Below are 18,568 nucleotides of genomic sequence, written 5' to 3'. Positions count from 1 at the left end.
CTTCGGGATCGTGGCTGTCCGCAAAGGGCAAAGGAGATCGCTCGCCGTGGCAAGCTCGCTCCAACTCATTGCGGCGGGACTGGTGGTCCTTGCGCCTCTTGTGATGACGGTCGATGATGCGTCGGCGGCCACCCGCATCAACGCAACCAACATGAGTTGCGCGAATTTGCAGGCCGTCCTTGGCGCGCAGGGCGGGGCGGTGGTCAGCTATCGCTCGATGCGCACGGGTGGCGCGCTCTACGAGCGATTTGTCCGTAACCGCAACTTCTGCCAGCCCGGCGAAACCGCGAAATCTGTCAGCGTTCCGACGGCGGACCAGGCCTCCTGCCCGGTGAGGAAGTGCATCGAGAGCATCGAAGCGCGATGAACGGCTATTTGGGCAAGAGTGAAGGCAACCACGGCGCGGCCAATTCCGTGATGAGGCTCGTCTTCCAGCTTGCGTTCGCCTCTCTCCTGAGTTTCGCCGTCCTGTACGGTTCGCCGAGTGCTGCATGGGCGCAGCAAGGCCCGACGGATCTGCCACCCGAAAAGGCTCAGGAGCTTATGAAGCTGCTGGCCGACCCCGAGGTGAAGGCTTGGCTGCAATCGAAAACCCCGCCGCCGGCCAAAGAGCCCGAGAGCTCCGCAATTGAAGCGATCTCCGGCTGGGAGGCTGCCATCCGCACCCGCATCGGCGGGATCACCGCCGCGATGGGGCGTGTTCCCGAGGAGTTCGCGAAGGCGGCAGCTGTCTTATCCGCCGACAAGGACTCCGCCAGGCCATGGCCACTGGTGCTCACACTGTTCGCGGCTGTCATTGCGGCGGGGGCCGGCGCCGAGGCGCTGGTCAGGCGTTCCCTGCGGCGAGGCGGGATCGAAGAGGCACGACAAGGCGCCTGGCGCGACGCTGTCCCCCATCTCCTCAGTCTGCTTACTTTCGTCATGGTCAGCGCCGGCCTGTTCATGGCGATCGAATGGCCTCCCTTGCTTCGCAGGGCCATACTTACGCTGCTCCTGGCGCTGATTGCCTTCAGGGCGATACGAATCCTGGCGAGGCTTCTGATCGCGCTTGCCGCCCCAGAGGATGCGCGGGTCTCGGTTGGGACGATCGAGCTTGATCCCAAGGTTCGCTTCTGGCTGCAGCGGCTCGACCGGTTGGCTGGCCTGTTCCTTTTCGGCTGGGCGATCGTGGCCCTGATGCCGGGACTTGGCTTCTCCCGAGAGATGACGCAGTTCACAGCGCTTCTGTTCGGTTTTGGACTGCTTGCAATCGGGATCCAGGCGGTTTGGACGCGCCCTGACCAGAGGACCTCGGTGATCCAAGGGGTGCTGCTCACGATCTACCTTGTCGCGCTCTGGTTGGCATGGCTGGCCGGGTTGCTCGGCCTGCTCTGGCTGGGAATTTTCGCGCTGCTCTTGCCTGCAACTCTGCGGGGCGTCGACCGCCTTGCCCATTCCTTGGCTACCCGTGTGAAGGTCGGCGGAGCACTTGGCGTCGTACTGGATGTTCTGATCGTGAGGGGCGCCCGGGCGCTGGTCCTGGCCGCAGCGGTGGCATGGCTCGCCTACATCTGGCGCCTGCGCGCCGCAGCCATTGCGGGCAGTCCGGCCGGCACCGCGATTGTCTCCGGTATTCTCAACGGCATCGTCATCCTTCTGATGGCAGACCTGCTCTGGCAACTATCGAAGGCCTTGATCGCCTATCGCCTGGACGTTGAAGCCGGCGCAACGCCCGACGAAATCGCGCGCACCGGGCGGCTGCGCACGCTGCTACCGATCTTCCGCAACACGCTGGCCGCCTTCATCGCGACGATTGCCGTGCTCACGATCCTGTCCGGCCTCGGCGTGCAGATCGGTCCACTGATCGCCGGCGCTGGCGTATTAGGCGTTGCAATCGGCTTCGGCGCCCAGACGCTGGTCAAGGACGTGCTCAGCGGCGTGTTCTACATGCTCGACGATGCGTTCCGAGTGGGGGAGTACATCCAGAGCGGAAGCTACAAGGGAACCGTAGAGAGCTTCAGCCTCCGGTCGGTCCGGCTGCGTCATCACAGGGGACCGGTCTTCACGGTCCCGTTCGGAGAACTCGGCGCGGTGCAGAACATGAGCCGAGACTGGGTGATCGACAAGATGACGATCAACGTCACTTACGACTCCGACGTCGAGCTTGCGCGCAAGATCATCAAGAAGATCGGCCTGGAATTGGCGGAGGATCCCGAGTTCGCCGCCGACACACTCCAGCCGCTCAAGATGCAGGGAGTGGAGACCTTCGGCGACTTCGCGATCGTGCTCCGGATCAAGCTGATGACCAAGCCCAACGCGCAGTTCGGCATCAAGCGGAAGGCGCTGGTGATGATAAAGAAGGCCTTCGACGAGAACGGCATCAAGATCGCGGTCCCGACGGTTCATGTCGAGGGTGGCTCCGAAAACGCGGCCGCCGCCCAGCAGATGCTCAGAGCGAACGCGGCGGCGAACCAGGCATGAGGAGCGTGAGGAGCGGCTCCGCGGTGCCTCGATTACTACCCCACCCCGTGCAACTACGGCCTTCCCGTCCCTCGCCGACGGTGATCGCATCTCATCTCCTCCCGCAAATACGTGGTCGCAGCCTGGTTCGGATTCACAGCTCTGGCATAAGCGCGTCATACCGCAGGCCGAGATCGCTTCCACTTTTGTGGCCGTCGCTTGCCGCTACGGAATGTGATAGGTTTTCCGCTGCGGTCGCTCTGGGCGAGCGTGTTGTCAGCACACTGAGTGCTGAGGGAGAAAGCCATGACATACTGGTCGAAGAAGCGCGTTGGCGGCGCGGCCGCCTGCGTATTTGCGATGCTGGCTGGAACCATTTCGGCTGCGTCGGCTCAGGAACGACAAAAGACACAGACGCTGTACGGCAGTATGAGATCGGTCACGCAGGACATGATGAATAGGGCCGGGAGTGACGGCAACAACTTCCTTCATACAAATGCGAACTATGACCAGACCCGCTACTTCCCAAATCGGCAGATCAATACGGACAACGTCAAATACCTACGGCCAGCCTGGATCTTTCAGACCGAGGTCGTCGAGACCATGGAAACGACGCCGATCGTCGTCAACGGCATCATGTATGTGACGACGGCCTTCAACCATGTCTACGCCCTGGATGCGCGGACCGGTGAACAGATCTGGCACTACAAGCACCCGATGGGCCCGATAACGACCTTCTGCTGCGGCCCGAACAACCGCGGCGTCGCCGCCTATGGCGACAAGGTGTACATGGGGACACTCGATGGCCAACTCGTAGCGCTCAACGCCCAGAATGGATCGGTCGTCTGGAAGAAGGATGTCGCGGACGCGGCACTTGGCTACAGCGAGACGATGGCGCCGACCGCCGTCGACGGCAAGATTCTCATCGGCACCAATGGCGGGGAATACGGCATTCGCGGTTTCGTGAAGGCCTTCGATGCTCAGACGGGCGACCTGCTTTGGACGTTCAACACAATCCCCGAAAAGACCGCCGGTGTCTGGGCCACGCACGATGCGACCGGCCGTGATCTGCATCGCGACATTGAAGCGGAAAAAGCCGCGTTCGAGAAAATGGGCGATCCGTACAAGACGTTGGGCGGTGGTGTGTGGCAGAACCCTGCCGTCGACCTGGAGACACGACGCATCTACTTCGTCGTCGGCAACCCGTCCCCCGATCTGGATGGCTCGCTCCGGCCCGGCGACAACCTCTACACGGACTCGCTCGTCTCGGTTAACCTCGACACCGGCGAATATGCCTGCCACTTCCAGTACATCCCCCACGACTTGTGGGACCTCGATGCGGTCAGCCCGCCGATCATTACTCAGGTCAAGACCGACACCGGCGAGACGGTGAAGGGCATCCTGCACGCCGGCAAGACCGGGCACATTTACGTGAACAAGGCGGACGACTGCAGTCTTGTCCGGTTTTCCGAGGCCATGGTGCCGCAGGAGAACATGTGGGTGCTGCCGACGGCCCAAGGCGCTCGAATGCTTCCCGGTGCCAATGGCGGCGTGGAATGGTCGCCGATGGCGATCGATGCCGACCATTCGCTTGCCTATGCAATCAATCTACACCAGCCGATGACGTATCAGGTGGAAAGCACACCTTATCCCGAGGGGAAACTGTGGCTAGGCGGTGCCTTCAAGGTCATTCCCACCGAAGAGCAGTGGGGCAACGTAACTGCGGTCGACTACAACACCGGCAAAATTCGCTGGCAGGTCAAGACCCAGGAACCGATGATCGGCGGCGTGCTGGCCACCGCTGGCGGTCTGGTGTTCACAGGCGAAGGCAATGGCCTGTTCAAAGCCTATGACGCCGAGACCGGTGCCGTATTGTGGAGCTTCCGCGCCGGTGCGGGGGTCAACGCGCCGCCAGCCTCCTACACGATAGACGGCGAACAATACATAGTCGTGGCCGCCGGCGGCAACACGCAACTGGACTACAAGCGTGGTAACGACATCATCGCATTCAAGCTTGCTCGATAACCACACTTCCCGGAAGGCGAAGCGCCATCGCGCTTCGCCTTCCTTGCCCACATCGGAGTAGCAATGCGAGCCGCCGCCCCATTGATCATGCCGGTACTTGCGGCGGTCCTCGCCCTTTCGGTCGGCCCGCCCGCAAATGCGCAACAAGCAACACCTCCTCCGCCGGAGATCGCGGAAAATCTGCAATTATGCGCGAGCTGCCACGGCGCAGACGGAAAACCGGTCGTCGAAAAGGTGCCGATCATCTCCGGCCAGCACATGTTCTATCTCTTCACCCAGCTCAAGGATTACCGGGCGGGACGGCGCGCCAACGACATCATGGCTCCGATCGCCGCCGAGCTTTCCGACGACCAGATGAAGGCGCTGGCGACCTATTTCGCGGCTCAGCCCTGGCCGAACTATTCGGAGGTCGCCAGTCCGGAAGACACAGAGCGCGCGCACAGCCTCGCGGTCGAGGGGCAGTGTACCCAGTGCCATCTCGGCGGGATGCTGGGCGACAGCCGCAATCCTCGGCTCAACCACCAGAAGGTCGACTATCTGGCCCAGACCATGTCCGATTTCCGTAATGGAGTCCGCAAGAACGCGGCTGCCATGGCAGCGATCGTCAAGGGTTTTTCCGACGCCGACATCGCCGCGATGAGCCGCTATCTCGCCGGGCTTTGATCGACAGCCCGCATCTGCAGCGCGGCGAGGACGGCGGCATCGGACGCAAGTTCGGCTGCGGTTTTGCCTTGCTTGTCTCTCAAGGCCGCATCAGCGCCGTGTTCCATCAGCCATTTGACCATTTCGGCATGGCCGCGCTCGGCGGCGATCATCAATGCCGAACGTCCACGGTCGTCCACGGCATGGATGCTCGCGCCCTGCGCCACCAGCAGTTCTGCCGTTGCAAGACCGTCCTGCGCGGTAACGATGTTCGGGTAGCCGGCGGCCCACATCAATGCCGTCAGGTTATGTGCATACACCCTATTCACGTCAGCGCCGGCATCCAGCAAGAGCTGCACGATCGGGGTCAGGCCCTTCGCCGCGGCATAGACGAGCGGACCTTTGCCGGTTCCATCCGGCTCGTTCGGATCAGAGTGATGATCCAGCAGGACACGCACAAGCTGTTCGTCGCCCTCGAATGCCGCAGTAGCGAGCAAAGTCGATCCGTGTGGGGCCAGGCCGGCGGTCGAAGCCCCCCGTTCCAACAGAAGCCGCGCTACGTCATGGCGCCGGCGTGCAATTGCACGCGCCAAAGCCGTCGAGCCGTCCAGATTGGCATGATTGATGTCGGCCCCCCTGTCGAGGAGCAATTCCACCAGTTCCTTGTGGCCGCTGTGTGCGGCGTAAAGCAGCGCCGTGTTGGACACGCGGTCGCGCGCGAACACCGAAGCACCGCGGTCCAGGAGTTCCCGCACGATCGTCGTGCAGCCCTCATCGGCTGCCCGAAACAGGAAACTGTTGAGGCGCGCGGGATTAAGCTGGCTCTCGGCCTGCGCAATGCGTCCTCGCAGCCAGCCACAGGTCAGCGGGTTGAAGTCGCTGCCCTGCTCAGTGGCTGAACCAATTTGGCTGCAAATGAGCACGCCTGCAATTGCAAGAACTACACGACCGCGCACCGGAGCGCTCCCATGAACTCCTGGCCACCTCAAGCATAGATGAAGTTGGATGGCGTGTCTGTAAACCTTGGGGGGACTGGCGGAGCGCATCCGCGCCGGCAATGGTCAAGGAAGCAAGGCCGCCCGTTCGCGCTCGCAGTCAGTCGATGATGTGGTAGCCGCCGTCGACGTAGAGGGTCTCGCCTGTTATCAGGCGCGCCGCGTCGTGGGCGAGGAAGGCGGTGGCCATGCCGACATCGTCTATGCTGACGAGGCTGCGTGCTGGGGCGGTCTCCTGCGCCTTGTGCAGCAGTTCGTCGAATTCAGGGATGCCGGATGCAGCGCGCGTCGCCAGCGGTCCGGGCGAGATCGCATGCACGCGTATCCCCTTGGGTCCGAGCTCGGCGGCGAGGTAGCGCACGGCACTCTCGAGCGCCGCCTTCGCCACTCCCATGATGTTGTAGTTCTTCACCACCATCTGGCTGCCGTAATAGGTCATGGTGAAGAGCGTGCCGCCGTTGGTCATCAGCGGCTCGGCTAGATGAGCCATGCGGATGAACGACCAGCAGGACACTTCCATGGTGGACAGAAAACCGTCACGCGGCGCATCGACGACGCGGCCCTGAAGCGTGTCCTTTGGCGAGAAGGCGATCGAATGGACGAGGAAATCGAGTTCGCCCCAATGCTCGCCAATCCGCTCGAACACCGCCTCCATCTGCCCGGATTGCCTGATGTCGAGCGGCATCAGGATCGGGGCTTCCAGTTCCTTCGCGAGCGGCTCGACATAGGGACGTGCCTTGTCGTTGAGATAGGTGACGGCGAGTTCGGCCCCAAGCGCGCGGAAGGCACGCGCACAACCCCAAGCGATTGATTGATCGTTGGCGATGCCGACGACCAAACCCTTCTTCCCTTCCAACAGCTTTGCCTTGACGACGGGGATCATTGCAGAACCTCCTCAGGAGACTGATCGGCTTGAAGCGAAGCTTTGCATTGCGGCCTATCTGCCGATCAGATCCAGCGTATGCCGGGCGATCATCAGTTCCTCGTCGGTCGGGACGACGAGGAGGGCAATTGTGCTGTCGGGACTAGAGATCAGAGGCTCGCCGGCGGCATTGGCGGCAGGGTCGAGCTTGGCGCCGAGCCACGAAAGCTTGGCGGAGATCCTCGCGCGCATTTCAGCCGAGTTCTCCCCGATGCCGGCCGTGAACACGAAGGCGTCCAGCCCTCCGAGGGCCGCAGCCAATGTGCCTGCATAGAGGCCGATGCGGTAGACGAAGTACTCGAGTGCGAAGACCGCACGCGGGTCGTCACTCGCCAACAGGTCGCGGACGTCATTGCTGATCCCTGAAAGCCCCTTTAGGCCGGAGTCGCGGTAGAGCAGGTTTTGCACTTGCTCCGCCGTCATGCCTTCCTGCGCAATGAGGTAGAGCAGAACCCCCGGATCGATCTGCCCGCAGCGCGTTCCCATTGGCAGGCCGTCAAGCGCCGTGAATCCCATGCTGCTTTCGATGCTTCGCCCGTCCTGGATGGCGCACATCGAGGCGCCGCTGCCGAGATGGGCGATGATCACGCGCCCGTCGGCGAGATCAGGTGCAATCTCGCCCACACGTCCGGACACGTACTCATAGGACAATCCATGGAATCCGTAGCGCCGCACGCCTTGCTCATGGAAGCGCTGCGGGATGGCGTAGTGGTCGGCGACCGCGCTGTGGGCCCGATGGAAGGACGTGTCGAAGCAAGCTACCTGGGGCAGGTTCGGCCAGCGCTGATAGAAGGCACGGATCGGTGCCAGATTGTTCGGCTGGTGAAGGGGCGCCAACGGAACGAAGCGCTCCAGTCGCTCTATGACGGTCTCGTCGAGCCTTGTCGGGCTGTCGTAGTCAGGGCCGCCATGGACGACGCGGTGACCCACCGCGGCGAGACTTACCCCTTGGGTCTCGCGAAGCCATGCCCCCACCACCCGTGTCGCGCCCGGCAGATCGGCCACTTCAACTGCCGGATAGCCCTGTTCGAGCAGCTTCCGGCCATCGCTCCCGGAGGCCCGCAGCTTAGGTGTCGTTCCAATGCCTTCCATCTGGCCCTCCACCAGCCTCTGCAGAGGGCCGTCGATTGCGAACACCTCGAACTTCAGGCTGGACGAGCCGGCGTTGACCACGAGGATCGCATCCATGGCTACATCTTCTCCGCCGAGGTGGAACGACGCCGCGCGTCGGCCAGCAGCACGGCGACGGCGCACGAGGCGAGCCGCGTGCGCACGGCATCGGCGCGCGAGGTGAGCACGATCGGCACCCGTGCCCCAAGGACTATGCCCGCCGCGTCGGCCTTGGCCAGGAAACTCAAGTTCTTGGCGAGCATGTTGCCCGCCTCCAGGTTGGGAACCACCAGAATCTGCGCGTGACCGGCAACCGGCGAGCTTATCCCTTTTATCTTGGCCGCTTCCGGATCGACTGCGTTGTCGAAGGCCAACGGTCCGTCGAGCACGCCGCCAGTGATCTGCCCGCGATCGGCCATCTTGCAGAGAGCGGCGGCATCGAGGGTGGAGGGGATCTTCGAGGTCACGGTCTCCACGGCGGACAGGATTGCTACACGCGGCGTTCCGAGGCCGGTCTCCGTGAAGAGGTCGATCGCGTTCTGCACGATGTCCCGCTTGGCTTCGAGGTCGGGAGCGATGTTGATCGCCGCATCTGTGATGAAGAGCGTCTCGCTATGAGACGGCACGTCCATGATGAAGACGTGGCTGATCCTGCGGGCGGTGCGGAGCCCCGTGGCGCTAGCCGTGACGGCGCGCATCAACTCGTCCGTGTGGAGGCTGCCCTTCATGAGCACCTCGCCACGCCCTTCCCGGATCAATTCCACTGCCTTCGCGGCTGCCGCATCGCTATGCGGAACATCGACCACCTCCCAGGCGGAGAGATCCATCCCGTGAGCGGAGGCTACCGCTTCGATCTTGCGGCGAGGACCTACGAGCACCGGGATGATCAGGTCCTCTTGCGCGGCCTCGACCGCGCCGCGCAAGGAGGTCTCGTCGCAGGGGTGGACGACCAGGGTCACCACCGACGCTGACTTCTTGGCGCGGGCGATTAGGCCCTCGTACTTCTGATGCGGACGTGTTCCCGCCGAACTCTCTTTACCGCCAACCGACATGACACGCTCTCCTCTTTCGAGCCCCGGTTCGGTGGTGTCGCTGCCCTGAGGCAGCCCGGCCTTCGGGCTGAGGGATCAGCCTTCGCTGACGAGCCTTGGCTTCTCCGATGGCTTGCGGATCGCACGCCTGCCCAGCGTATCCGGCTCGACCTCGAACAGGTCTACGATCCTTTCCCAGCGCGCGAGGGCCCCGCCAGAAAGCGCTCCCGAGGCCGTCACGATGTCCTGGAGGCTCGCCAACGCCTTCCTGCGCAGTGCCGGGTCTGAGGGCAGCAGGTGCGGAATGGCCTCGAGCGTCGCTTGTTGATCTATCAGCAGCATAAGGAACTGCTCGCGAATGAGGGTCTCGAACTCGGTAAGGGTCAGCCGGCTCTGCCCATCTCCGATGGAGCGCATTCGGCGAATGGCAGCAAAGCCCCGCTCATCTGCGCGCCCACGCTCCATGCCTACGTAGAGAAGACCGCGCGCCAGGCACTCACGGACACCGCCCGTGTCAATGTGCGCCTTCAACTCGTCGATGCGTGACTGGATGACCTTTCGGTGAAGTGCGGTCTTGGCTGCCCGGCGGAAGGGACCATCGTCCGCCGGGTCGATTCCGACTGCGGACTGCAGGACAGGCAAGCCGTAAACGGTCAGGAAAGTACGCTCGGCCCAATTTTCCGCTGTCGTTCGCCAAGCCTCCAGCCCCGCCACGATTTGGCGCGATGCATGTTCCTGCAGCTTGACGAACGGGTTGTCATCGCTGGCCGGACTACGATTCTCTTTGACGCCCTCCGCCATCTTCCCGATGAAGGCCATCAGCGGGTTTTGGTCTGAGAAGAACTGGTACTGCAACCTGAGCGGATGGAACTGCCGAAGTTGCTCTGCGAAGGGCTCCGTCACCATCGCCCGGACGGCAGGCTGCAGGAATGTCCGGTAGAGCGCGAGATTGACCTCCGAAACATTGGCCGCGGTGGCAAAGCGCCGCTCGTCGGCAGCATCGTTGCCGCCGAGCGCACGGATGTCGTCGAGGGTCCTTGCTTCGCAGCGCATTACCCAATCGCCGCTGATGTAATCCGCCCCGGCAATTTCGGCAGTCTTAGGCTCGAAGGTCGCCTCGTAGAGTCCCGGCGGCAGTGCATCGATCAGGTCGATGTTCTGGGAGAACTCGCCATGCTCCTTCCGCGCCACGCCGGCGGAGACGAAGATGCCCAAATGGCCGATCGTCTCATGAACTGAGTAGACGATGGTCTGGCCGAAGGAGCGGATTTCGTCCACGCTGTCGTAGAGGTCGAGGATCCAATCCAGCGCCTGTTGAGGGGGCGTGATGTTGTCGCCCTTGGAGCAAAGCACGACGATCGGGGACCGTATGCTGCGCAAATCGATCGCAGTCCCGTCCGAAGTTGTGATCCGTCCTGCTGCCAGGTTGTTGCCGACAAAGAGTTCGTCCACGATGAACTGGATCTCTTCGGCGTTCACATTAACGTGGCCACCCCACCACAGCTCGAAGCCCAGATAGCGCGGCGCCTCGGTGTCGATCTTCGAGTAGAGATTGTAGGGCTTGGTCCAGAGCGTATTTGCCGGGTTCTGGTTCTCGAAATTCTGCACGAGCCATGCGCCGTCGAACTTGCCGTTGCCGAGATCGCTGGCGAGCGCTGTCAGCCAACTCCCGCCGAGCAGCCCGCCGCTGTAGCGCATCGGGTATTTGCCGTGGACGCCCTGCCAATAGGAGAGGGGCGACCCCGCTATAATGATGGTTCCGAAGAGTTCCGGCCGAAGCGCCGCCAGCATTATGACGGCCCAGCCCGCCTGGCAGTTCCCGATCACGCAAGGCTTTCCATCTGCATCTGGATGGAGCGAGATGACGTGCTCGAGGAAGATTGCCTCTGCCCGAGCAATGTCTTCTATCGTTTGGCCCGGCATCGGGTCCGGCAGGAAGCCGATGAAATAGCAGGGATGTCCGGCCTTCAGGGCAACACCGATCTCGCTGTCCGCCTTGAATCCCCCTATGCCGGGTCCGTGGCCGGCGCGCGGGTCGACTATCACGAAGGGACGTCTCGTCTCGTCTATGGTGGCGCCCTTGGGTGGCACGATCCGGACGAGCGCGTAGTTCACCGGCCGCTCCAGGCCGCGACCGTCGATCAACAGCTCCGGCGTGAAGCTGAGGACGTGCGGCGCGTTTTCGGACATGTGCTCGCGATACTGGTTGCCGCGCTGGCGCATCACGTCCCAGAAGAGAATGCTCCGCTGGGCGGCGTCTTGGAGATACTCGAACCAGGCAGAGAGTGGCCCCATGGTGGCGGCACTCACTGTAGCGGGTATTGTGCTGGCAGGAGTGTCCATCGAACGTCTCCTTTCACGCGCGAGATCCGGGCTTTCGCTCCCTGCTCGGCGGTATTGCGTTCAAGCGCGGCTCTCTTCCGCCTCTCAACGGGCGTCTGCTGCCATCCTGTGATCGCGGGCCCTACGGCTTAGTCCGTCTCCGGCGCCCAACCCAGGAAGAAGCCGACGTCGCCGGGCATCCCACCCGGGAAACTGATGATCATGGCTTTCAGCTTGAACCCCTGAGGCTTGCCGTACTTCAGATAGCGCTCATAGAATTGCTTGGCCTTTCCCTGCAGGCTCTCGGGCCAGCGAGGGTCGCCGCTGTTGATAGCCCGTCCACTGTCGCTGCAGAGATCGGACGGGAAGCTGTACACCATCGCTTCGTATTTCCCCTCCTTGACTGCATTCATGACGAGGCGCCGCACCCTGGCGACCTCGTCGTCGTTGACTTGGCCCTTCAGGAAATCGTCCGTGAATGCGGTGAGCTTCTCCTGGTCGCGCAGTCTCGCCTGGTCCTGTTTCCTGGCTTCCGCGAGTTGTTCCTCCACCATCGTCTTGCGGAGGTCTTTTGCGCTGGGCGGGCTCTCACTTGAAACGGAGCTCTTCAGGTCTGCCATTGTGCATCCTCCAGTGGCTTGATTTGCGGGATGCAGCGCGACCGCTCAGTGTGGGTATCGCCAAACCCGACAATTGCAAGCAGGGCCGCGCAGCAGGTTGCGTTGGTTCGAGGGACCGGGAACAAGCTGGCCGCCATTGTTCATGTCTCTAGACCGCGTCCGGCGGGGCCAATGCATCATGGGAACCGGCACTATAGTCGCCGTGCCCGCAGCTATCTCGGCGGTCTGATTGATCATTGCGACTGAGGCTCGTTGCGAATGAAGCGTGGTTCAAGACTCTTGGAGGTAAGTTACGGTAGCGTTCGGACGGCAGGAACCCCCGTCAGCGCGGGATGTTGGGCACACACACCGGCTTGGCCGGGGCCAAATCCGAGCGAATTTCCTTTTTCCGAAGGCCGGCTTCGGCTCGCCACTAGCGCCCATCCCGTCGAAGCAGAAGAACCAGCGACGGAACAAGTTCAGCATCGGGTCTCGGCGGCTTGTTGCTTGCTACCGTTTCGAACAAAGGTCCTTTCGGTCCCGTCATTGCCCGAACCAGCCGATCCGCAAGCTCGTCACGCGCATCGAGGAGACCGCGCGGATCGAATTCGCGCCGAAAGGTCTCGCCCCAAACTAGTTCACCTGTATGAGAGCGCGACAGCAGTGCTGTCACGTTCAAGTTGCCTGCAAAAAGCGCGGCGCTTCCCCTGAGCGTCAGGCGCGTGTCATGATCGCTGACAGCAAATGCGCCAGGCGTCTCGTTCCCTGGCGCGACACAAAGTACCTGTATCTCAGGGATCCGATTCAAGGCGACTATTATCTGGTTTCTGAAACCGTGGCCCAGATTACAGAACGTCGTCAGGTCGCCCTCGGCCTCGAATGGCAGCACGTCGATGACAACGGAGCCTTGGCCGGACGATGCAGGTGCCGGGCCCGGCTCCCACGAGATCGAGTCCGTGGCATCAAGCATGGTCTTTGTGCTCAGGAATTCAGGAACATACCCGCCCTTGGGCAGTGATATCCTAAGCTCACTCCGCTTGCCCTCTGTCAGGTAATATCGCTCAAGAGACGTGCGCAAACGCCTCGCCTCCATCCGAACGACGGGATCCAGTTGGGGATCGAAGTTTACGTCGCGACCGAACACTTCGGTCGCGACGTTGTAGGCCTTGATGCGCTCGGCCCTTCCGGCCAAGGTCTCTTCCACGACATATTCGAGGAAGCGCCGATTGCGCTCGGACGCATCGAACGCGTTCGACCCGATCAACCGTCGTAGTTCGGCTCGAGCTTGCGCAGACGCGGAACGACCGTCAGCAGGATCGGCCAGGAACTCGACTGGAGTGCAGTTCGCGTGTGTGGGAAGGGAGCAATCTGACTTTATTGTACTCATGTGCAGTCCAATGCAAAGTACGAGACCAGCATACGAACGGCATTGACTTCCCTAGATTGGCGCAAGGCCTCGCCTGTTACCAGCGCGCTCCAGTTGTATTGTTGTGCAGTGTCCTTTTTGAGGCATTCGACGCTGGAGAGCGGTTGCCCGACCTGCGTCGAATACACGAGGCCAACAGTGAAGAATGTGGCGCCCCACGCCTAACATTTCACAGAACCTCAATGCCCACCCGAGAAGATAAGCGTTTGAACCGGCAGGAGCAGGGCCTGGATCCTCAGCACGATGGCGTGCACGATGCCGACCGTGTCGATGAGATGTAGGTAAGCCCGCTTGAGGGTACCCAGATCTTCATTGTCCAGTTGGTCGTGATTGCTCGTATAGGCGTTGGCGATGCAACTGCTCCCCGGAGGGATCCCTTCAAAACCGTCGTCGAAGAGCGGCTCCAGATAGACTGTGATTGTGCCGGGCGCCGTCACTTGCCGCGGATCCAGCAGTTGTTCGCCTGCCCGGACTTGGCCGGCTGCGATCAGATCCTGAACCTGCGTCACGATCATGGGGATGATCGTCATCGGCTTGGAGATGCAGGTTACCTCGGCGAGCATGCCGGGCCGCATGACCTGCGCTTCAAGTTGATGGAACCCGGCCACCAGTCCCCATCGCCCCGCCTCCAAGGGGATGAGTACACCTGCCGGACGCAGGAGCGGGTTGACGACGTCGCCCTTGCGAAGCGTGAACTGCTCAAGAGTTCCATCAATCCCGGCGCGTATCGTCGTCTTGTCGAGCGCGACCTGCGCCTCCTCGAGTTGGGCTTCGGCGCTGGCCCTCTGAGCGGGCAGAACCGTCGAGATCTGGGTCGCGATGGTTTCCTTGCTCGCCATGGCCCCCGCAACGGCAGCCTGTCTTCCGTTCACGGCGTTCTGGAGTCTTTCGATCTCCCGCTCCGACACGGAGGGGGAGTTCCGTTGGCGCAGTTCCGTCTTCATCTGAAGTTCGTCCTGGGCCTGCTGATAAGCGCTTTGCGCTTCCTGGATTTGCGCCTCGGAGACCACGATCTGGGTCTTCGCGGATACCATCTGGGCGTCGATTTCCGAAAGCTTCCTCCGGGCGGTTTCGAACTCGGCTTGCTGTTTGGAACTGTCCAGCTTGAAGATGGCCTGACCCGCCTTCACCGTGTCGCGGACGTTGACGAACACCTCGTCGACGCGGCCGTTCCCTTCAGACACCACAGGTACTGTTCGGTAGAAGGCAACGGCACTGGATGTGGAAGGATGGAAGTAGAGGATCAATGTTATCAGCGTGACCGTCAGGGCCAGGCAGGCGGTGATGCCGTAGCGCAGTTCGAACCAGACCGAGTAGAGCGTGATTTCCCGTCCCAGTCTCTTTCCCTGAACAAACCGCCGATACAAGAAATCGGGAAGGATGGTCACCATCGAGCAAAGCAGCAATTCGATCATGGCTCATGCCTTTTCCGGAATCTGCTGCTTCATGGGCGAGGTAGCTTCTTGGTCATGTCCCTCGCTGTCCAAAGCAGGACTTGGTTCTGGGGGAGGGGGCCCCAACTGCGCGGCTGACCATGGGAACTCCTCGCTTGGGCTGGCTTCCTTGATGTCGACCGGGACCGGCGTGCCCTCGTTCTTGGCGGCGGGAGCCCCCTCGACGTCGCGAACTCTGCGCCCGCTTGCCAGCCGGGCAAGCGATTCGGCCATTGCGGTGAGAGGGGTGGCGAAATCGGGGAACCGCACGAATGCGAGCAGCAGGGCGGCCACCCAATAGAGCGTGTTGTGGGTGAAGAGTGCGAGCAGCGCCAGGACGGCCACGATCTCGAACTGCACCTTGTTGGGATTCTTATGCGCGAGTCGTTCCGGCAGCGCGTGTAGCCGGAAGTACAGACTGCCAAGCGCCAGGACCAAGACAACAATGAAGATAACGGATCCGTTGTAGAACCAGTCGGTCTCGCCCGGCGCCGTGATGAACGGCGGCAAATGGTGTGGTGCTCCGGGGTGGATTGTGTTCGCCATCACCATGTACTCCATGTGAGGCTGTTCGGTCGTATCGTCCCATCGCGGACTTGGCCGGAGGGATTTTTGTCACTCGCCTGCCGAGGGATGCCCTACCCGCTCTGCTCGTCGGCACCGATGAGCCGCTGGATTATCTCGTCCTCCAGCTCCGCCACCATGGTCTTGTACTCGGCGATTTCTGCCGGCCGTCTCGGCCTGGTCTTCCTCAACTTCGTCAAGGTCTCGCGTGCGAGTCGGTAGTCCTCGCAAAGATCCCGGAAAGCCTCGTCGGAGGCGCTGCGCGCCTTGATCAGTTCAGCCGCATCCACGAACCGGAGCATGACGGAGGTAATCGGCATCGACCTGCGCTGGTTCATGGCAGTTTCCGATCAGCTTCGATCTGCCGGTCACAGGCCTTTCTACTGCGAGCCTACTGCACCCAGCGCAAGTAAGTTACTGTAGGCGAAGCTCAGATTTTCTTGCGCATCGTGGCGGTTGCCGGCCGGGCGCCGCGTCATTGGTCGGAATGGCGCGTGACGGCTTCGCCCATCCAGGCATTGAGGAGCGTATAGGCGACCGCCAGAATGGTCGGGCCAATGAATATGCCCAGGATGCCAAAGGCGATCAGACCTCCGATGACACCGGCCACGATGAGCAATATAGGCAGATCCGCGCCACGCCTTATCAGGATCGGGCGGATCACCTGATCGATGGTGCAAGCCACGATCGAAAATCCGAGCAGAACCGTCGCCCAGAGCGCGTCGCCCGCATAGTACATCCAAACAACCGCGGGGAAGAGCACGAGCGCGGGGCCGATCTGGATCAAACACAGGACGAACATGAGCGCCGTCAGCAGGGCCGCCAGCGGCATGCCGACCAGCCACAGGCCGATTCCTCCGATGATACTTTGTGCGAAGGCGGTCACGACGATCCCCAACGCCACGCTGCGGATCGCTTGACCCGCCAGGACAACGGCCTTCTCGCCACGCTCGCCCGCAAGGCGCCGGCCGAAGAGCAGGGCGGTTGCGCCGGCGGCTTCACCCTTGGCGTAGAGGATTGCGGCGATGATGGTCGTCAGAAGGAACTGTAGGAGAACCGCGCCGAGACTCCCGACAGTACTGCCGAGCCACAGTGTCAGGGTTCTGGCATAGGGGGCGAGCTTGGGAGCGAATTCGCTCAATCCGGCCGACGCCAGTTTCCTCCACCCGTCGGCAAGTCCTTGGCCGACGATCGGAACGGAGGCCAGCCAGTCAGGCGGAGCAGGCACCCGCAGGGAGAGCATGTTCTCCGCAATTCGGCCAAGCACGTCCATGTTGGACAGAAGCACGCTGATTGCCAGCCAGAGAGGCAGAACGAGCATCAGCAGGGTTCCCGCCGTCATCAAGACCACGGCCACCCAGCGCCGGCCCCCCGCAAGGTGCTCGGCTTCCTTTAGAAGGGGCCAAGTCGCGAGCACCAGGGTACTCGCCCACAGGATAGCCGGCAGCAAAGGCAGAATGATCCAGAGACTGCCGACTAGAAGGCCGACGATGAAAAGGACGGTAAGCGTTATCCGGCCGAGATCTTGATGGCTTTCCACGCTGCCTGAGAGACCGGCAGCGTTCGATTTGTCCGGCGAACTCTTATCCGCGAACCCAGCGCGCCTGATTTGAGGCTTGGCGGGCTTTTCGATCATGGGCCTATGCGGCGGCCATACTGGCTCTAGGGGACTCGGCAGCGACTAGCGCTCGCCAAGCCGCGCCAGGCTCGTGATACGAGGCGCGTCGCGTGACGCTTTCCATCTCGGCCTTCCTGTTCCGATGAGCGATCGTCTCGTACTGTTGGCGCAAATCTCCCGACCCCAAGTGCGCCGGCCCGGTTTAAGCATTCGGAACGATACTCATCCGGCCTAGGCCGGCCTTTATCAAGCACATGGCGGTAAGTTACCGTAGCTGCAAGGACCTCCCTGGCCCGTCCCTTCTAGCCGAATTCTCGATCGACCCGCTGCTGGTGCGGCAGGTGGACGTGGTGCGCCGGCCAGTGGCGAACTCCTATGGTTTCCGGAGCGGCCGGCGGCGTGGTCCATTTCGCAGTCAAGCATACGGTCAAGCATACGGAGTACGAGGGAAGAGGGCGGCGTCTTGACTTCCAACCCGGATCCGAAGGGGCACTGCCTGCGGTGCAATCATGTCGGGGACTCGCCTTTGTCGAATTTCGATATAACTTGACTCTATTATTCAACTTAATATGTGGACGGTGAGAGTAGACGAGGGGATAGCATGCGGATCGGCGACAGCGCGCACCACAACCCGGTCTTGCGGAAGTCGGTCGGACGCGTGCGGGCATCGGTGACGGCTACTCCGCTGCTTTTGATCGCCGGTCGCGCGATGGCTCAGCCGGCCGATGCGGTCCTCCCACACGACCTCTCTCCGTGGGGTATGTTCATGGCGGCCGACATCGTCGTGAAGACGGTGATGGTCGGGCTCCTCTGTGCCTCGGTGCTTACCTGCACCATCTGGCTCGTGAAGGTATTTGAGATCGCGGTTGCTCGGCTGCGGCTGCGCCGCGCGCTGGGTGCGATGGCCGCGGCACGGAACCTGTCCGACGCGCAGGCTGCACTCGAGCCTTTTCGCGGCGCGGGACCATCGCTGGTCAGGGCTGCGGCTGACGAGATGACTATCTCGGCCGATGCGGTCGAGCATGCCGGTGGCGTCGGGTTGAAGGAGCGCGTGACCTCGCGCCTTTCCCGACTCGAGGCCCAGGCTGGACGCCAACTCAGCCGCGGCACGGGCTTGCTTGCCACAATCGGGTCGACCGCGCCATTCGTCGGCCTTTTCGGAACCGTCTGGGGCATCATGAACGCCTTCGTCGGCATTGCTGAGACGCAGACGACAAACCTTGCCGTCGTCGCACCGGGCATCGCCGAGGCCCTGCTGGCCACCGCGCTCGGCCTGTTCGCCGCCATTCCCGCCGTCGTCCTCTACAATGCCTTCGCACGTTCCGTGACTGGTTATCGACACATGCTGGCGGATGCGTCGGCGGCTGTCGAACGGCTGGTCAGCCGCGACCTCGATCGCCGCGCGGCGGCCCTAGTCCAGACCCATCGGGCGACGGAGTAGG

Annotated in this window: 16 protein-coding genes; 5 read left to right on the top strand and 11 right to left on the bottom strand. The window is 62.2% G+C overall.

Annotated elements, in window-relative coordinates; all coding sequences use genetic code 11:
- Positions 1–46 precede the first annotated feature (46 nt).
- The 4 genes from HUI96_RS23255 to HUI96_RS23240 all read left to right on the top strand — a co-directional run bounded on the left by HUI96_RS23255 (position 47) and on the right by HUI96_RS23240 (position 5,127).
- Positions 47–367, top strand: coding sequence for a hypothetical protein (locus HUI96_RS23255; RefSeq protein ID WP_188257095.1), 321 nt, complete (start codon positions 47–49; stop codon positions 365–367).
- Complete coding sequence (locus HUI96_RS23250) at positions 364–2,460, top strand: mechanosensitive ion channel family protein (RefSeq protein WP_237684315.1); 2,097 nt, start codon at positions 364–366, stop codon at positions 2,458–2,460. Before HUI96_RS23255 ends, HUI96_RS23250 begins: the two co-directional genes overlap by 4 nt.
- A gap of 285 nt (positions 2,461–2,745) precedes the next feature.
- The gene (locus HUI96_RS23245) at positions 2,746–4,464 is read left to right on the top strand and encodes a pyrroloquinoline quinone-dependent dehydrogenase (protein ID WP_188257094.1); all 1,719 of its coding nucleotides are present in this window, start codon (positions 2,746–2,748) and stop codon (positions 4,462–4,464) included.
- Positions 4,465–4,527: 63 nt separating this feature from the next.
- Complete coding sequence (locus HUI96_RS23240; protein WP_188257093.1) at positions 4,528–5,127, top strand: c-type cytochrome; 600 nt, start codon at positions 4,528–4,530, stop codon at positions 5,125–5,127.
- Here the strand turns inward: HUI96_RS23240 and HUI96_RS23235 are convergent.
- The 11 genes from HUI96_RS23235 to ydiK form a co-directional block, all read right to left on the bottom strand.
- Complete coding sequence (locus tag HUI96_RS23235) at positions 5,109–6,152, bottom strand: ankyrin repeat domain-containing protein (RefSeq protein WP_188257092.1); 1,044 nt, start codon at positions 6,150–6,152, stop codon at positions 5,109–5,111. The two genes, HUI96_RS23240 and HUI96_RS23235, sit on opposite strands and share 19 nt — an antisense overlap.
- A 49-nt stretch (positions 6,153–6,201) precedes the next feature.
- Positions 6,202–6,984 (bottom strand): enoyl-ACP reductase FabI, encoded by a 783-nt coding sequence (gene fabI, locus HUI96_RS23230; RefSeq protein WP_188257091.1) that lies wholly within the window; start codon positions 6,982–6,984, stop codon positions 6,202–6,204.
- Between the two features lie 54 nt (positions 6,985–7,038).
- Positions 7,039–8,211: an acetate/propionate family kinase gene (locus HUI96_RS23225; protein ID WP_188257090.1), complete on the bottom strand. Its 1,173-nt coding sequence runs from the start codon at positions 8,209–8,211 to the stop codon at positions 7,039–7,041.
- A gap of 2 nt (positions 8,212–8,213) precedes the next feature.
- Positions 8,214–9,185, bottom strand: a complete 972-nt coding sequence (locus HUI96_RS23220) for a phosphate acetyltransferase (RefSeq protein ID WP_188257089.1) — start codon at positions 9,183–9,185, stop codon at positions 8,214–8,216.
- Positions 9,186–9,260: 75 nt separating this feature from the next.
- Positions 9,261–11,507, bottom strand: coding sequence for a DUF3141 domain-containing protein (locus HUI96_RS23215; RefSeq protein ID WP_425299277.1), 2,247 nt, complete (start codon positions 11,505–11,507; stop codon positions 9,261–9,263).
- A gap of 128 nt (positions 11,508–11,635) precedes the next feature.
- The gene (locus HUI96_RS23210) at positions 11,636–12,106 is read right to left on the bottom strand and encodes a histidine kinase (protein ID WP_188257088.1); all 471 of its coding nucleotides are present in this window, start codon (positions 12,104–12,106) and stop codon (positions 11,636–11,638) included.
- A 412-nt stretch (positions 12,107–12,518) separates the two neighbouring features.
- Positions 12,519–13,349, bottom strand: coding sequence for a hypothetical protein (locus HUI96_RS23205; protein WP_188257087.1), 831 nt, complete (start codon positions 13,347–13,349; stop codon positions 12,519–12,521).
- A gap of 341 nt (positions 13,350–13,690) precedes the next feature.
- A complete protein-coding gene (locus tag HUI96_RS23200; RefSeq protein WP_188257086.1) occupies positions 13,691–14,926 on the bottom strand; it encodes an HlyD family secretion protein in 1,236 nt (411 codons plus the stop codon).
- Positions 14,927–14,929: 3 nt separating this feature from the next.
- Positions 14,930–15,490, bottom strand: a complete 561-nt coding sequence (locus HUI96_RS23195) for a hypothetical protein (RefSeq protein WP_188257085.1) — start codon at positions 15,488–15,490, stop codon at positions 14,930–14,932.
- Between the two features lie 92 nt (positions 15,491–15,582).
- Positions 15,583–15,846 carry a hypothetical protein gene (locus tag HUI96_RS23190; protein ID WP_188257084.1) on the bottom strand — a complete coding sequence of 88 codons (264 nt, stop codon included), beginning with the start codon at positions 15,844–15,846 and terminating at the stop codon, positions 15,583–15,585.
- A gap of 137 nt (positions 15,847–15,983) precedes the next feature.
- Positions 15,984–17,144: an AI-2E family transporter YdiK gene (ydiK, locus tag HUI96_RS23185; RefSeq protein WP_188257083.1), complete on the bottom strand. Its 1,161-nt coding sequence runs from the start codon at positions 17,142–17,144 to the stop codon at positions 15,984–15,986.
- 553 nt (positions 17,145–17,697) lie between these two features.
- Between ydiK and exbB the strand changes: the two genes are divergently transcribed.
- Positions 17,698–18,567, top strand: coding sequence for a tonB-system energizer ExbB (gene exbB, locus HUI96_RS23180; RefSeq protein ID WP_425299276.1), 870 nt, complete (start codon positions 17,698–17,700; stop codon positions 18,565–18,567).
- Position 18,568 lies beyond the last annotated feature (1 nt).

It is taken from the genome of Pseudaminobacter soli (ex Zhang et al. 2022), assembly GCF_014595955.1.
GTDB lineage: Bacteria > Pseudomonadota > Alphaproteobacteria > Rhizobiales > Rhizobiaceae > Kumtagia > Kumtagia pseudosoli.
Note: the sequence above shows the minus strand (reverse complement) of the source record. Positions and strands in the feature narration are given on the sequence as shown.

Excerpts from the sequence above, each read along its gene's own strand:
- HUI96_RS23250 (WP_237684315.1), top strand. The coding sequence starts at position 364 with ATGAACGGCTATTTGGGCAAGAGTGAAGGCAACCACGGCGCGGCCAAT.
- HUI96_RS23245 (WP_188257094.1), top strand. The coding sequence starts at position 2,746 with ATGACATACTGGTCGAAGAAGCGCGTTGGCGGCGCGGCCGCCTGCGTA.
- HUI96_RS23240 (WP_188257093.1), top strand. The coding sequence starts at position 4,528 with ATGCGAGCCGCCGCCCCATTGATCATGCCGGTACTTGCGGCGGTCCTC.
- HUI96_RS23235 (WP_188257092.1), bottom strand. The coding sequence starts at position 6,152 with ATGCGCTCCGCCAGTCCCCCCAAGGTTTACAGACACGCCATCCAACTT.
- fabI (WP_188257091.1), bottom strand. The coding sequence starts at position 6,984 with ATGATCCCCGTCGTCAAGGCAAAGCTGTTGGAAGGGAAGAAGGGTTTG.
- HUI96_RS23225 (WP_188257090.1), bottom strand. The coding sequence starts at position 8,211 with ATGGATGCGATCCTCGTGGTCAACGCCGGCTCGTCCAGCCTGAAGTTC.
- HUI96_RS23220 (WP_188257089.1), bottom strand. The coding sequence starts at position 9,185 with ATGTCGGTTGGCGGTAAAGAGAGTTCGGCGGGAACACGTCCGCATCAG.
- HUI96_RS23215 (WP_425299277.1), bottom strand. The coding sequence starts at position 11,507 with ATGGACACTCCTGCCAGCACAATACCCGCTACAGTGAGTGCCGCCACC.
- HUI96_RS23210 (WP_188257088.1), bottom strand. The coding sequence starts at position 12,106 with ATGGCAGACCTGAAGAGCTCCGTTTCAAGTGAGAGCCCGCCCAGCGCA.
- HUI96_RS23200 (WP_188257086.1), bottom strand. The coding sequence starts at position 14,926 with ATGATCGAATTGCTGCTTTGCTCGATGGTGACCATCCTTCCCGATTTC.
- HUI96_RS23195 (WP_188257085.1), bottom strand. The coding sequence starts at position 15,490 with ATGGCGAACACAATCCACCCCGGAGCACCACACCATTTGCCGCCGTTC.
- HUI96_RS23190 (WP_188257084.1), bottom strand. The coding sequence starts at position 15,846 with ATGAACCAGCGCAGGTCGATGCCGATTACCTCCGTCATGCTCCGGTTC.
- ydiK (WP_188257083.1), bottom strand. The coding sequence starts at position 17,144 with ATGATCGAAAAGCCCGCCAAGCCTCAAATCAGGCGCGCTGGGTTCGCG.